The organism is Micromonospora sp. NPDC007220, from assembly GCF_040634035.1.
In the GTDB taxonomy this organism is placed as follows: domain Bacteria; phylum Actinomycetota; class Actinomycetes; order Mycobacteriales; family Micromonosporaceae; genus Micromonospora; species Micromonospora reichwaldensis.
Map to the genome: position 1 here is coordinate 19,548 of NZ_JBEYEU010000005.1, position 12,988 is coordinate 32,535.

Sequence of the window (12,988 nt, forward strand, 5' to 3'; positions counted from 1 at the left end):
CTTTCGTCATGGTGGTGGACGAGGTCATCGGGGATCGGTGGCGCGGTCACGGGTGCCGGCGTACCCGACGGCCTTGAGGATGCCGAGGCCGTTGTGGGCGACCGGGAGGGTGCCCCGGGTGCCCTTGCACAGGTGTTCGGTCGTGTCGCTGTCACCGTCGAGGTCGTCGGCGTCGCGGGTGGGCAGGAACATCGCGGCCAGCGAACGGTCGAGCAGGGCGTAGAGCGCGTCCTGCCGGTCGGCCTGCTGCAACCGTTGGTAGCCGGCGGCGAACTTGGCCGGCACCAGCTCCTCGCGCAGCTCGGCGAGGATGCCGAAGCCGACGATGTCGTAGTACTTCGCCTCGGCGTTCTCATTGGGCGGGGTGAGGCGGAAGAAGCCACCGAAGGACAGGTGCGGGTCGTAGTCGCGGGCGTCACCCGTCGGCGTCGCACCCTGGTTGTCCGGTGGGTAGTACGGGTCCACGGCCCCGGACGCGGTGTCGTCGACGCAGTCGAGCGGGTCGCTGGCCGAGGCGGTGTGCCAGCCCGGGAGGCTGGTGTACGTGGTGTAGAGGGTCGTCACGGCGGCAGCCGCGGAACTGGCGCCGTTGAGCTGGCGTTCGTGGTCGTAGAGTCCGGCCAGCCCGTACTCGATCATGTCGGTGCCCAGGGTCCCGCCGGCGATCCGGCCGTCGGTGTAGGTGCAGGAGCCCTTGCGGTGCCACCGGTTGTCGCGGCAGTCCGCGCGGTACGCGCTCTGCGCCACCACGCGGTTCTGGCTGGTGGCGGGGGAGTCGAAGTCGAAGGTGTACCAGTCCGCGCCGAGCTGTAGTCCCGTGGTGAGGAACTGCCGGGCGGTGGCGGCCGACTGGCCGTACCGGTTGTCCGGCGGCGCGACGGCCGTCTGCAACCGCTGCATGAACGCGATCGCGGTGAGGTTCCAGGTGGAGATCGTCGAGTAGAGGTTGCTCCAGCTGGAGATCTGGTCGACGTAGCCGCCCGGCGGGGTGGTGGGCTGGCCGAGTGCGTCGACGAACGGATGCACGCCGTAGGTCAGGTAGTAGGCGCGTGGGTCCTGCATCCGGAGCAGGAACTCGCCGATGCCGACGGCCGCGTCGAGGTACCCGGCGGTGCCGGTCGCCTGGTGGGCGGCCAGCAGCGCCTCTCCGCACGCCGCGTTGCCGAACGAGGTGAAGTAGCGGAGCTGGCCGTCCGGGGTGCTCGCCACCGCGTCGTCGAAGATCTTCGGCGCGTTCGGGTCCTTGGCGAGCCGGTGGGCGAGCACCGCGCCGGCGAACTCGTCGACGAGCCCGGTCTCCACGCTCGACAGGGACCGCTGCTCGTACGCCGCCCGCTGGTCGAGGTAGACCGAGATGAACTGGAGCGAGGTGCAGGCGGCGGTGCTCTGCCGCGGCCCGCCGATCGTGCACGGGCTCGCCGTGGTGCAGGTCTTGCCGGCGATCGCCAGCTGGTCGCCGTGGACGTGTTCGATGTCCCGGCGCAACCCGTTGCGGACCCCGTCGTGTGAGGCCACCAGCCAGTCGAAGTAGCTGTCGACGAGCGGGACCGGGGTGGCGGCGACGGCCGGGGCGGTCGGGACCGGCGTCGCGGCGGCGACGACGAGCGCGGCCAGCAGCGCGGCCGCCCGCGCCCTCACCGTCGTCCCCGATCCGGGGTCAGGACGATCCGGGGCTCGGCGGCGATCTCGCCGGTGCGGTTCCAGGGCAGGTAGAGGTGCCAGGCGTCGAGCCGGTCCACGCGGGCGGTCACCGGCGCCCGTCCGTCGCTGCCGAGGGCGAGCGTGGCCCCGGCGAACTCGTCGGCGAACAGCTTCTCCGCGTGCGGGACGGTGTTGTCGACCGCATAGGCGTTGATCTCGGCGAAGTGGGTGGCGATGTTCTGCGGGTCCGGCTCACCCAGCGCGGACGCGTAGGCGGTGGTGGCGGTGCGGACGTTCGAGGCGCGGTACGAGTCGGTCTGCACCAGTTCCGAGATGGACAACTCGATGGTGGCTCGGGCCGCGTCGTGCAGGAGTGCCCGCCGGGCGGCCAGGACCGGCTCACCGACGGTGCGGGGCGCGCCGGGCGGCAGGTCACCGCGGAGCGAGCGTTGCCGCAGAGCCCAGCGGGACGTCGCCTGGGCGAGGCTGATGCCGATGTTCCAGCCGGAGTAGCCGGCCAGCTCGACGTACCGGATCCGGCCGTTGAGCAGGGACAGCAGCCGCCGGTCGGAGTGCCCGGCGATGGCGTCGTCGCCGAGGGCCACGAGGCGTCCGGCCCGGACGTGGGCCACCAGGCGGTCGGCGAACGGCGCCACCGACGCGGAACTGCCGCCCGTGTTGGCCATCAGGACCAGGTCGGCCTGCTCCGGCCGGTCCACGACCGTCCCGCCGAGGATGTCGACGTAGCCCTTGACGAGCTGGGCGTACGGGATGTTCTGGTAGGGCGCGGTCCACTCCTCGCCAGGCACCCGGGAGTACTCGACGCTGACCCGGGGGCGCACGTCGGCGTCCCTTACGGCGATCTTGGCAATGAGCAGGGCGGCCACCACGTCGGCGCCCGGGTAGATCACCACCCGGTCGCCGACGCCGAGTTCGGCGATGCGGGCGGCGAGCGCCTGGGACTCGGGTCGGTGCAGGCCGTGGCCGGTGGCGTCGTCCTGGCCCACCACGAGGAAGTCGAAGATCCCTTCGGCCGCCCATTCGATCATCGTCAGGTTGATCCGGTGGTTGCGCGCCCGGGTGGCCAGGTAGTCGTCGCGCACGTCGACCGGGATCTGGGACTCCAGCGCGTCGAGCTGCGGGCGCTTCTCCACCATTCCGAGGTTGTCGACCTCGTCCTTCACCGTGGCCCAGGCCCGCAGCTCGTTGCGCCACGGCCCCTCGGGGGTGAGCCGCATGATGGTGTCGAAGGCGTAGAGCCGCCGGTGTGGGCGGCGCTGTCGGACGGTCCGTACCGCCGCCAGCCGGGCGAACGCCTCGGCCTCCGGCACGGAGCTGTTGCGGGAGTTGAGCAGTCCACCGTAGGCGAGCATCGGTAGGGCGACGACCAGCGCGTCCGCCTGCGTGGTGGACGAGGTGAGCCACTGGCCGACGGCGCGGCCGTCGCCGGGGGCGAAGTGCCGCCCCAGGGTCTCCCGAGGTGGCAGGAGGGTGTCGTAGCCGGCGCCGGTGGCGATCTGTTGCGGGGCGTACCAGGTGTAGGGCCGGTCGTCGAGCGGGACCAGGGCGATCGTGCCGAGCCGCGGGGTCTTCGGTCGGGCGTGCGCCGGCGGACCGAGGGCGGTGAGGCCGGTGCCGGCGAGGCCGGTGAGGCCGGCGGCCCGGAGAAGGCCACGGCGGGACAGGGCGTGATCAGGCATGTCGGCTCCTCGCGTTGCCGGGGGATGCGCTGAGTCTTGGATCAGCGAGAGGCCCGGGTCAATACCGCCGGAGGCCGTAATACGTATTACTGCGTCCGTCGGCCCTTGACACCGGTTCTGCGGGCCGGGCAGCATCCTCCGCGACAACCATCGGCGATACGTGATGCTCAGAAGGTGGCCGATATCCGTGTCCGCAGGGCGGGGCAGGCTGACGCAGCACGAGATCGCGCGGATGGCCGGAGTGAGTCAGACGACGGTGTCGCTCGTGCTCAACGACCGGACCGAGGCGGCCTGGCGGATCGCCCCGGAGACCCGGGAACGGGTGCTGCGCGTCATCCGCGAGACGGGCTACGTCGCCGACCCGCTCGCCCGGCGGCTGCTGCAACAGCACAACCAGATCCTGGGCGTGTTCACCTACGAGTCGGTGTTCCCGAGCACCAGCGCGAACTTCTACCACCCGTTCATGTCCGGCATCGAGGCGTGCGCGGAGAACATCGGGTGCGACCTGCTGCTGTTCACCAGCGCCCCCGTGAGCGGCGGCAGCCGCCGGATCTTCCACGACAACAACCGCATCCGGCTCGCCGACGGTTGCGTGCTGCTCGGTCGGGAGATCCCCCGCGACGAGCTGGCCCGGATGGTCGCCGGGGACATGCCCTTCGTGTCCGTCGGTCGACGCGACGACGCCCACCTGCCGTCCGGGGCGGGCGGTCCGGTGCCCTACGTCGGCGCGGACTACGCCCGGGCCACCGCCACCCTCGTCCACCGCGCCGTCGACCTCGGGCACCGGGCGCTGGCGTACGTGGGCGCCGGCGCCGGGGCCGAGTCCGCCACCGACCGGCTCGCCGGCTTCACCGCCGCGGTCCGGGAGACCGGTGTGGACGGCCGGCACGAGCCGGTCGGCGACAGGACCACGGCGGAGCTGCTCGACGCACTGCGCGCGGCCCGGGTCACCGCCGTCCTCTGCGAGGAACTCGTCGAGGCGGTGGCGGTGGCCGAGGCGGCGCGGGCCCGGGGCATGTCCGTGCCCGGCGACCTGTCCCTGGTGGCCCTCGGCGATCCCACCCGGCAGGCCGAGACCGACCTCGACTTCACGGGCTTCCATATCGCCCGCAGGGAGATGGGCTGGCAGGCCATCGAGGTGCTCGACGACATCCTGCACGGCCGCGACAGCGACCACCAGCGGCTGCTGCCCTGCACCCTGGTCGAGGGCGAGACCCTCGGGCCCCCGGTGACCGGCCGGGCGTGACCGACCACCGGAGGGCGCCGTGGGCGGGGCGCGGGACGTGACGCCGGGCGGCGCGGACGACCTCGCGGGGGACACCGCTCGGACCATCGGGCTGGCGAGCCGGATCCTGCTCGCCTACTTCGACGACGACATGGGCCAGGTCGCCGCCCTGGTCAACCCCCGGCCGCAGGAGGCGGTCGAGGCGCTGATCATCCTGGCCCAGTCGGCGATGGTGCAGGCCACCGGCGGGCCCGCCGAGGCGATCACCAGGCTGCGCGAGTTCGCCGTACGGGCCGAGATCGAACTGGGCGAGAACTACCCGGATCGACGGTGCTGACCCGGCAGCCGTGCGGTCAGGCGCGGGTGATGCGTACCGCGTCGGCGACCACGTAGCCGCTGCCGCTGGTCCAGCGGCTCACCCCGACCTTGTTGCCGTCGCCGGCCGCGAGCGTGAAGACGCCGATCGACACCCACCGTCCACCGTTGACGCGCTGGTCGACCGTCACCGACCGATTGCCCGAGGCGGTGGCGACGACGTACGGCGTCTGGGCGTTGTATCCGGGGTCGGCGGGGTACCAGACCGAGATCTCGTAGGTCCCCGTCTCGGGGACGTTCGCCCGGTACCAGGCGACGTCGCTGGCCGAGGTCGGGTTCGCGAACCGGTAGTCGGTGCCGAAGCGCTGCCCGGAGTACGACGACGTGCTCCAGTTGGCGCCCGCCGTGAACCGGCCGGACGTGGTGTTGTCGATAGTGGTGGTCCACTGCTGCGGGGGCGGCTGCTGCGACGTGCTCACGTCCAGGTAGTTGCGGTCGATCTTCATCGTCACGCCGCCCCAGGTCTCCGTCACGTCCCCGGCGTACTGGTGCAGCCGCTGGTGGTTCGCGTAGTAGGCGTCGGAGCAGTAGCTCCCGGCGTCGGTGTCGGCCACGCCGTTCCACCAGGCGATCCAGATCTGGTCCAGCCTGGTGTAGCTCGCGTTGTTGTACTCCAGGCAGACGTCCTTGATGCCCGAGGACCCGCTGGAGTACATGCCGGCCAGGTAGCCCTTGGTGTGCAACCGCTCGACCCAGCCGGACAGGAACGACAGCACCGCGGCGCGGCACGACGCGGTCGTCGGGTAGTGCTCGATGTCGTTGTAGATGGTGCTGCCGGCGCCGATGCCCAGCGCCTGCGCGGCGCTGGCGGCGCTGTCGGCGGCGGTGCGGCCCTGCGAGCGCGCGGTGGCGGGGTCGGCGGACATCTTCGGCGCGCGGGTGCCGCAGGGGGCCTGGTAGCCGAGTTCGATGGGGATGAGCCGCCAGCCGTTGGCGACCTGGTTGGCGACCCAGGTCGCCGTCAGGTTGGGCTGCGCGCAGGTCCGGCTGGCCCCGCTGATGTAGATGCCCACCGCGCGGTACGGCGAGCTGGCGCGCCACGCGTTCATCGCCGACTGCGATGGTGCGGTGCAGGTGTCGAAGCCCTTGCCGACGAAGGTGCCGGGCTGCGGACCGACGGCGGACACCGCCACGGACTGCGGCTGCGGCTGCGGCGCCGACTCGGCCACGGCCGCCGAGCCGAGCGTGACGGTGAGCCCCGCCGCGGTGGCGAGGCCCAGCAGCCAGGTGGTGGTCCTTCTCATCCCGGTCTCCCTCGAAGGTTTTCTTGCACGAGGTTGAAGTCAGTGAAGAACTTTTACACACCCATCGAAGGTTGGCAATAGTGTCAGATTGGTGACGCGTCGGTTACCAGTCGCAGGGCGCGTAGTCCTTGAGGAAGCAGCCGTACAGGTCCTCGCCCTGCTCGCCGCGGACGATCGGGTCGTACACCCGGGCCGCGCCGTCGACCAGGTCCAGCGGGGCGTGGAAGCCGGCATCCGCCAGCCGCATCTTCGTCGGGTGGGGCCGCTCGTCCGTGATCCAGCCGGTGTCCACGCTGGTCATCAGGATGCCGTCGGTCAGCATCTCCTGGGCGCTGGTGCGCGTCAGCATGTTCAGCGCCGCCTTGGCCATGTTGGTGTGCGGGTGCCCCGGCCCCTTGTAACCGCGGCCGAACTGGCCCTCCATCGCCGACACGTTCACCACGTACTTGCGGCGGGCCTTCGCCGCGGCCATCGCCGGCCGGAGCCGACTGACCAGTACGAACGGCGCCGTCACGTTGCACAGTTGCACTTCCAGCAGCTCGACCGGGTCGACCTCCTGCACCCGCTGCACCCAGCTGTTGACCGGGTCGAGGTCCGGCACCAGGCCGCCGGCGTCGATGGCGGTGGCCGCCGCGATCCGCTCCGGCGAGGCGGAGCCGCTGGTCAGCGCGAGGGCGGTGAGCGCGTGCGGGGTGAGCGGGGTCGACTGCGGCGAGGCGGTAAGGCCGCCCGCCGTCTCGCCCCGCCCGGCCGGCTTGGCGAACGTGACGATCTCCGGCAGGGGGCCCTCGGGCAGGGCCGCCGCCTCCGCGGCGACGAGCTGCGCGTACGCCCCGGGGCTGCGCCGCACGGTCTGCGCCGCGTTGTTGATCAGGATGTCGAGGGGGCCCTGGTCGCTGACCGAGTCGGCGAGCGCGATCACCTGGGCGGGGTCGCGCAGGTCGATCCCGACGATCCGCAGGCGGTGCAGCCACTCCCCGCTGTCGGGCATCGCCGCGAACCGGCGCACCGCGTCGTGCGGGAACCGCGTGGTCACCGTGGTGTGCGCGCCGTCGCGCAGCAGCCGCAACGCGATGTACATGCCGATCTTCGCCCGGCCGCCGGTGAGCAGCGCACGCCGGCCGGTCAGGTCGGTACGGGCGTCGCGGCGCTCCCGGTTCAGCGCCGCGCAGGACGGGCAGAGCTGGTGGTAGAAGGCGTCCACCTCGCGGTAGCGCTGCTTGCAGACATAGCAGCCGCGCGGGTTGTGCAGGAAGCCCGCAGTGGTGCCCTCGGTGGGGGAGGCGAGCGGGATCCCCTGGGTCTCGTCGTCGATCCGGCCCGGCGCGCCGGTGGCGGTGGCCGCCGTCACCGCGCGGTCGGCCGCCGCGAGCGCGTCCCGCCGCTCCTCGCGCCGGCGCTGCTTGATCACCTTGTAGAGCCGCGCGGTGGCCCGCTGTACGCGCACCACGTCGGGGTGATCGGGGGGCAGGTCCTCCAACGCCTCGAAGACGCTGAGGCAGGTCTCCAGTTGGCTCCGGTCGATGCCGTCGTGGCCGGTTTCGGTGATGTTGTCCGCCGTCATGCCGTCGCTGTCTCGTCCCGTTTCCGCGCCGTGTCTTCCCGGCCCACGCCAAGTCCGACCCGGAACTGTACGTCACCGCAAGGGTGCCGGCGCATCCCGCGCCCGCCGACCGGCCGGCGCGCACCCTCGGAACACGGCCCGGGAGAACGCGGCGGTGGACCCGATTGACGCGCGTACGTGATCGGCGTCGCCGAACCGCCGGCGAGGCGGGGCCGTCGCCGGCGTCCGGCGCGACGGGACCCGGCGAGCGGTCTGAGCCTCAGCCCGGGCCGGCGTCGTCGGCCGGTCGGCCCGATCCGACCGCGTGCAGGTGCCCCAGCACCTGACGCCACGAACGCGTCAGGCTGGTCTCGTGGTAGGCAACGTCGTGGTCGGCGCAGAACTGGCGTACCAGTGGCCGGGCGCGACGGAGGTTGGGCCGCGGCATGCTGGGAAAGAGGTGATGCTCGATCTGATAGTTCAGGCCGCCGAGCAGGGCGTCGATGAACCAGTTGCCGCGCACGTTGCGGGAGGTGAGCACCTGGCGCCGCAGGTAGTCGAGCCGGTCGTCGGCGGCGAGGATCGGCATGCCCTTGTGGTTGGGGGCGAAGGCGCTGCCGAGGTAGAGGCCGAGCAGGCCCTGGTTGACGAGGACGAACGCGACGGCCTGCGCTGGGCTCAGCACGAGGATCACGGCCCCGAGGTATCCGACGGTGTGCACGGCCAGCAGCGCGGCCTCCACTGGGCGCTGCCTGATCCGACTCGGGCCGACGAGGGCCTTGACGCTGTTGGCGTGCAGGTGCAGGCCCTCCAGCAGCAGCAGCGGGAAGAACAGGTACGCCTGGTGACGGACCACCAGCGCGCCGGGCCCGCGCTGCTCCCGCGCTTGCCTCGGGGTGAACGACAACGGCCGCACGACGATGTCCGGGTCGTGACCCTCGGTGTTCGGGTGCGCGTGATGGCGGTTGTGCTTGTCGATCCACCAGCCGTAACTGAGGCCGATCAGGAGGTTGCCGTGGACCAGGCCGACCAGGTCGTTGGCGCGACGGGTACGGAAGACCTGGCGGTGACCGGCGTCGTGACCGATGAAGCCGGCTTGCGCGAAGACCACCGCGAGGACGGCCGCGACGCCCAGTTGCCACCACGACTCACCGAGCCACCCGAACAGCGCCCAGGCGCCGACGTAGCACCCGCCGAGGGCGCCGATGCGCAGCGCGTAGTAGCCGCGCCGCGGATCGAGGAGTCCCGCCCGCCGGATCAGGCGCGACAGTTCCGCGTACTGACTGCCACCGTGACGTCGGGTGTCGAGGGTCGCATCGCTCATCGTCGCGGCTCCGTGCGCGTGGCGTTCTCGGCCTGTCGTCGTCGGACAGGCGGTCCTTCAGGGCGAGTGAGGTCAGCAGCGGGCCCGCGTCGGGGTCGACCGTGACCTGCTCCCGTGGCCCGGCGGCCCGCTCAGGTCGCCGCGGGCGGGCACTCGTCCGCCCCGATCCGCGTGGACGGGACGGGGGCGGCGCGCCAGGCGCACGCATCCGAGGCGCCGCCCGGTCACGCCGGGCCGGCGCCGGGCCTGCCCGGGCGCGGGGCGGCGCTCCCCGTCCTCACCGCGCCGCGGCCGCCGGTGACGCCGTCTGCTTGTCCCGGGCGGCCGCGCCGCCGGGGACCGGTAGCCCGCTGGTGCCCGCGTCGGCGAACGCGCTGTCCCGCAGATCCGAAAGATCACCGGCCGCCGCGTTGTTGACGGCGCGCCGGCGCCGGGCCCGTACGACGGCCGCCGCCGCCACCATCGCTGCCAGCGACATCGCTGCCGCCTGTAGCAGCGGCACCCTCCTGCTGCGTCGACGCCTCATCGCGCACTACCCCTCTCAGTTCTGAGTCCGACCTTCTTCACATCGTGGAGACACCACGGCAGCGGCGAGGGGCGATTCGGCGCATTCGACACGGTCGGGTCATGCGGTGGCAGCGCGGACGCCTCCCGCAGGATGCGTCGAAGGGGGCGGGTGCTGCGGCCGACGCGCGTCCTGGACGGAGCCCGCGGCGGCGAGGTCGGGCCCGTCAGAAAGGCGTTCCGGGCGCCCTTGCGATTGACGTGAGACTCGTTCTGAATGTTCAGCTTTGGCGCCGCCGGGCCGAGCCGGAACGTCTCACCGGTCGATCGACGAGGAATTTGGAATTTCCGGCGCATTTACGTCTTCTGCGTGCAAAAGTCCGATTACCTAATATCGCACGTGTGTGACTTCGGCGCGCTGACGCGACAGTGCCGGCCGGAGACGCACCATGAGAGGGCAACATCGTGACAGTCACCCGAATCCGTCATCTTCGGCGCGCGGCCATGCCGGCGCTCGCAGCAGTCGCCGCCGCCAGCGCGGCCGCCGCCGTGCTGATCGTCAGTGGCACCGGTGCCAGCGCGGCCGAGGCGCCGGTCGGCCTGGGGACAGCGGCGAACTTCTCCGTACTGGCCGGCTCGGAGGTGACCAACACCGGTCCGACCATCCTGGAGCAGAGCCTCGGTGTCCACCCCGGCAGCGAAGCGACCAACTTCCCGCCGGGCACCGTCGCCGGCGAGATCCACCTCGCAGACGGCGTCGCCCTGCAGGCCAAGGACGACCTGACCACCGCGTACAACGACGCCGCGGGCCGGACTCCCTTCACCAACCGGCCGCCGGAACTCGGTGGCGCCACGCTGACCCCGGGGGTGTATCGGATCGGCGCCGCGCAACTGACCGGCCAGTTGACGCTCAACAGTCAGAACGACCCGGCGGCGGTGTTCATCTTCCAGATCGCCTCCACTCTCATCACCGCCGCGAACAGCAGTGTGGTGTTCATCAACGGCGCCTCGCCCTGCAACGTCTACTGGCAGGTGGGCAGCTCGGCGACGCTCGGCACCGGCACCCGGTTCGTCGGTAACATCCTGGCCCAGACCTCGATCTCCATGAACACCGGCGCGACCCTGCAGGGCCGGGCCCTGGCCCAGACCGGCGCCGTCACCCTCGACACCAACACCATCAACACCCCCGCCTGCCTGCAGCCGACAGGAAGCCCGACCACCACCCCTACGGGCACTCCGACCGGTCAGCCCACCGGCACTCCGACGGGGACCCCGACGGGCACTCCCACGGGCACTCCGACCGGTCAACCCACCGGCACCCCGACCGGCACCCCCACGGGCACTCCGACCGGTACTCCCACGGGCACTCCGACCGGTACTCCGACGGGCACTCCGACGGGCACCCCGACCGGTCAGCCCACCGGGAGCCCCACCGGCTCGCCGACGGGACAGCCCACGCGAACGCCGACCGGGGTCCCGACCCCGAGCCGAACGCAGCTGCCGGTGACCGGTGCTAGCGGCGGTGGTGCGCTCGTACCCGTCCTGACCGGCCTCGGCAGCCTCGCCGTCGCCACCGGCGCGAGCCTGCTCTTCCTCTACCGCCGCAGGACCTCCGAGTCCTGACCGGGGAGACCCCGGCGGCCGGTCACCGGCCGCCGGGGTCCGCACGGCTCAACAAGATGGGTCCGACACCGACGCGCACCGTCCTGACCCGTCCTTCTCGACACGCCCAGGCCGGCGAAGGCCATGGCGTGCGGCGCGGCCGACCGCCGGGCGGCGCCGCGGCTGAAGGCCACGAGCGCCTCGGTGCGGATCCAGTCGGCGGGGTTGCGGGCGGCGGCCGTCCCGAGCCCCCACAGCGCCCGCCCCCACCAGTCACCGAGACCGGGCTGGTCGGTCCAGCGCCGGTCGTGGCCGAGGCGGTTGTGGAAGGCGCCGCGACCGTCCTGGGCGTGGGTCAGGAAGGCCAGGTAGCGCTCGGCCAGCCCGAGCACCTGCGCCGACGGCTCCAGCTCGCGGCTGACGACCAGCAGACCCCGGGCGACGTCGTCGGTGCAGTAGCCGTGTTCCCGACGGACGATGGCGTGCCGGGCGTGCTCGAAGAGGCCGGTGTCGTCACTGAGCCGGGCCAGGTGGGTGAAGCTCGGCGCGGGCGCCGGCATCCCGGTGCCGTGGCCGCCGTCGCCGGCCCGGTCGCGCGACGTGGTCACGCCGCTGCCGAGGTGACCCTGGGCGACCGGCCGGCGATGAGCCGTCCGGCGAGGGCCTCGTACCGCGCCGCCACCGCCGCCAGCGCAGGTCCGCCGCGATCGGTCGGGAGCGGCCGGCGAGGTTGGCGGACAGGCCGGGTTCGGTGAGGATCCGCCGGATCGCGGCCGCCAGCGCCGTCGGGTCCCGATGGGGTACGACCAGACCCGGGCCGCCGGTGAGCAGCTCGACGGCGTGCGGGAAGGGCGTGGCGACGACGGGGACGCCAGCGGCCACCGCTTCGATCAGAACGCCTGAGGTCACCTGTTCGGCCGAGTCGTAGGGCAGCAGCACCACGTCGGCGGAGCGCACCAGCGCCCCGAGGGTGGCCTCGTCGTGGTACGCGGCCTGGTGGTCCACGGCGTGCGCGACGCCGAGCTCGGCGCCGAGGCGGTGCAGGCCGGCCCGGTACGCCTCGCCCTGGTGCTCGATCACCTTCGGATGGGTCCGGCCGGCGACGGTGTACGTGGGGGTCGGGTCCAGGTCCTGCAACCGGGCCAGCGCCCGCAACGCCCACTCGATCCCCTTGCCGGGCCCGAGTAGTCCCCAGGTGAGCAGGTGCGGTCGGGTCCGCCGCGGGGTGGCCGCGCCCACGGCGTCGGCGGCGCCGTGCGGGATCACCGACACCTTCGCCGGGTCCACCGCGTAGCCGACGAGCAGCCGGTCGTGGGCGGTGCCGGTCATCGTGACGACCGCGCCGGCGGCGGCCACGATCTGCTCCAGCAGGGTCTTCTGCCGGGCCGAGGGCTGACGGAGCACGGTGTGCAGGACCACGATGCTCGGCACGGTGAGCCGGCGCATCAGCGGCAGGACGTCCTCGCCGTCGGTCCCGGGGTAGACGCCGTACTCGTGCTGCACCACGGCCACGTCGAAGGCGTTGAGCGCCGTGGCCGCGCCCCGCCAGCCGGCTGCGTTCCGCGTCGACCAGGTGTGCACCACGGAGGGGTCCGGGCGCTGGTCGTCGCCGGGGGCGGTGACCCGCACGACGCCGCCCCGGCGGGCCGCCGGCGGTGAGATGGGCGGTGAGGGCCGAGTTGAAGGTGGCCAGTCCGCAGCGGGTCGGCGGGTGGGTGCTCAGGAAGCCGTAACGGGTGGACATCGGGTGCCGTGCCTTCCGGCTGTCGGCCGCCACCGAGGGAACGGGGCGGGCCTCACGAGGTAACGGCGCGCGTCGGCCGACGTGGA

General features: G+C 72.5%; 11 protein-coding genes. 3 read left to right on the top strand and 8 right to left on the bottom strand.

All coding sequences use genetic code 11. The annotated features are described in order from the left end of the window. Positions 1 to 24: 24 nt before the first annotated feature. A complete protein-coding gene (locus tag ABZ573_RS12495) occupies positions 25 to 1,638 on the bottom strand; it encodes a hypothetical protein (RefSeq protein ID WP_358117934.1) in 1,614 nt (537 codons plus the stop codon). Beyond that, positions 1,635 to 3,341 (bottom strand): DUF4127 family protein, encoded by a 1,707-nt coding sequence (locus ABZ573_RS12500; RefSeq protein ID WP_358117937.1) that lies wholly within the window; start codon positions 3,339 to 3,341, stop codon positions 1,635 to 1,637. Before ABZ573_RS12500 ends, ABZ573_RS12495 begins: the two co-directional genes overlap by 4 nt. 163 nt (positions 3,342 to 3,504) lie before the next feature. Between ABZ573_RS12500 and ABZ573_RS12505 the strand changes: the two genes are divergently transcribed. Then, positions 3,505 to 4,587: a LacI family DNA-binding transcriptional regulator gene (locus ABZ573_RS12505; RefSeq protein WP_358117940.1), complete on the top strand. Its 1,083-nt coding sequence runs from the start codon at positions 3,505 to 3,507 to the stop codon at positions 4,585 to 4,587. Positions 4,588 to 4,606: 19 nt separating this feature from the next. Then, complete coding sequence (locus tag ABZ573_RS12510) at positions 4,607 to 4,903, top strand: hypothetical protein (protein WP_358117943.1); 297 nt, start codon at positions 4,607 to 4,609, stop codon at positions 4,901 to 4,903. A gap of 16 nt (positions 4,904 to 4,919) precedes the next feature. Here ABZ573_RS12510 and ABZ573_RS12515 read toward each other — a convergent pair whose 3' ends face one another. The 4 genes from ABZ573_RS12515 to ABZ573_RS12530 all read right to left on the bottom strand — a co-directional run bounded on the left by ABZ573_RS12515 (position 4,920) and on the right by ABZ573_RS12530 (position 9,530). After that, the gene (locus tag ABZ573_RS12515; protein ID WP_358117946.1) at positions 4,920 to 6,185 is read right to left on the bottom strand and encodes a glycoside hydrolase domain-containing protein; all 1,266 of its coding nucleotides are present in this window, start codon (positions 6,183 to 6,185) and stop codon (positions 4,920 to 4,922) included. Positions 6,186 to 6,288: 103 nt separating this feature from the next. After that, positions 6,289 to 7,749: an SDR family NAD(P)-dependent oxidoreductase gene (locus tag ABZ573_RS12520; RefSeq protein ID WP_358117949.1), complete on the bottom strand. Its 1,461-nt coding sequence runs from the start codon at positions 7,747 to 7,749 to the stop codon at positions 6,289 to 6,291. Positions 7,750 to 8,008: 259 nt separating this feature from the next. Further along, on the bottom strand, positions 8,009 to 9,052 hold the full coding sequence (locus ABZ573_RS12525) for an acyl-CoA desaturase (protein WP_358117952.1): 1,044 nt from the start codon (positions 9,050 to 9,052) through the stop codon (positions 8,009 to 8,011). 277 nt (positions 9,053 to 9,329) lie between these two features. Further along, a complete protein-coding gene (locus tag ABZ573_RS12530; protein WP_358117955.1) occupies positions 9,330 to 9,530 on the bottom strand; it encodes a hypothetical protein in 201 nt (66 codons plus the stop codon). Positions 9,531 to 10,060: 530 nt separating this feature from the next. Between ABZ573_RS12530 and ABZ573_RS12535 the strand changes: the two genes are divergently transcribed. Then, positions 10,061 to 11,179, top strand: a complete 1,119-nt coding sequence (locus ABZ573_RS12535; RefSeq protein WP_358117958.1) for an ice-binding family protein — start codon at positions 10,061 to 10,063, stop codon at positions 11,177 to 11,179. On the opposite strand, the gene ABZ573_RS12540 is transcribed toward ABZ573_RS12535, so the two are convergent. Continuing rightward, positions 11,152 to 11,718 (bottom strand): hypothetical protein, encoded by a 567-nt coding sequence (locus ABZ573_RS12540; RefSeq protein WP_358117961.1) that lies wholly within the window; start codon positions 11,716 to 11,718, stop codon positions 11,152 to 11,154. The two genes, ABZ573_RS12535 and ABZ573_RS12540, sit on opposite strands and share 28 nt — an antisense overlap. Further along, a complete protein-coding gene (locus ABZ573_RS12545; protein WP_358117964.1) occupies positions 11,672 to 12,787 on the bottom strand; it encodes a glycosyltransferase in 1,116 nt (371 codons plus the stop codon). Before ABZ573_RS12545 ends, ABZ573_RS12540 begins: the two co-directional genes overlap by 47 nt. Between the last annotated feature and the right edge of the window lie 201 nt (positions 12,788 to 12,988).

What these genes read in the sequence shown, in the direction of transcription:
- ABZ573_RS12520 (WP_358117949.1), bottom strand. Translation starts at nt 7,749, where the DNA reads ATGACGGCGGACAACATCACCGAAACCGGCCACGACGGCATCGACCGG.
- ABZ573_RS12515 (WP_358117946.1), bottom strand. Translation starts at nt 6,185, where the DNA reads ATGAGAAGGACCACCACCTGGCTGCTGGGCCTCGCCACCGCGGCGGGG.
- ABZ573_RS12530 (WP_358117955.1), bottom strand. Translation starts at nt 9,530, where the DNA reads ATGTCGCTGGCAGCGATGGTGGCGGCGGCGGCCGTCGTACGGGCCCGG.
- ABZ573_RS12525 (WP_358117952.1), bottom strand. Translation starts at nt 9,052, where the DNA reads ATGAGCGATGCGACCCTCGACACCCGACGTCACGGTGGCAGTCAGTAC.
- ABZ573_RS12535 (WP_358117958.1), top strand. Translation starts at nt 10,061, where the DNA reads ATGCCGGCGCTCGCAGCAGTCGCCGCCGCCAGCGCGGCCGCCGCCGTG.
- ABZ573_RS12540 (WP_358117961.1), bottom strand. Translation starts at nt 11,718, where the DNA reads ATGCCGGCGCCCGCGCCGAGCTTCACCCACCTGGCCCGGCTCAGTGAC.
- ABZ573_RS12505 (WP_358117940.1), top strand. Translation starts at nt 3,505, where the DNA reads ATGCTCAGAAGGTGGCCGATATCCGTGTCCGCAGGGCGGGGCAGGCTG.
- ABZ573_RS12500 (WP_358117937.1), bottom strand. Translation starts at nt 3,341, where the DNA reads ATGCCTGATCACGCCCTGTCCCGCCGTGGCCTTCTCCGGGCCGCCGGC.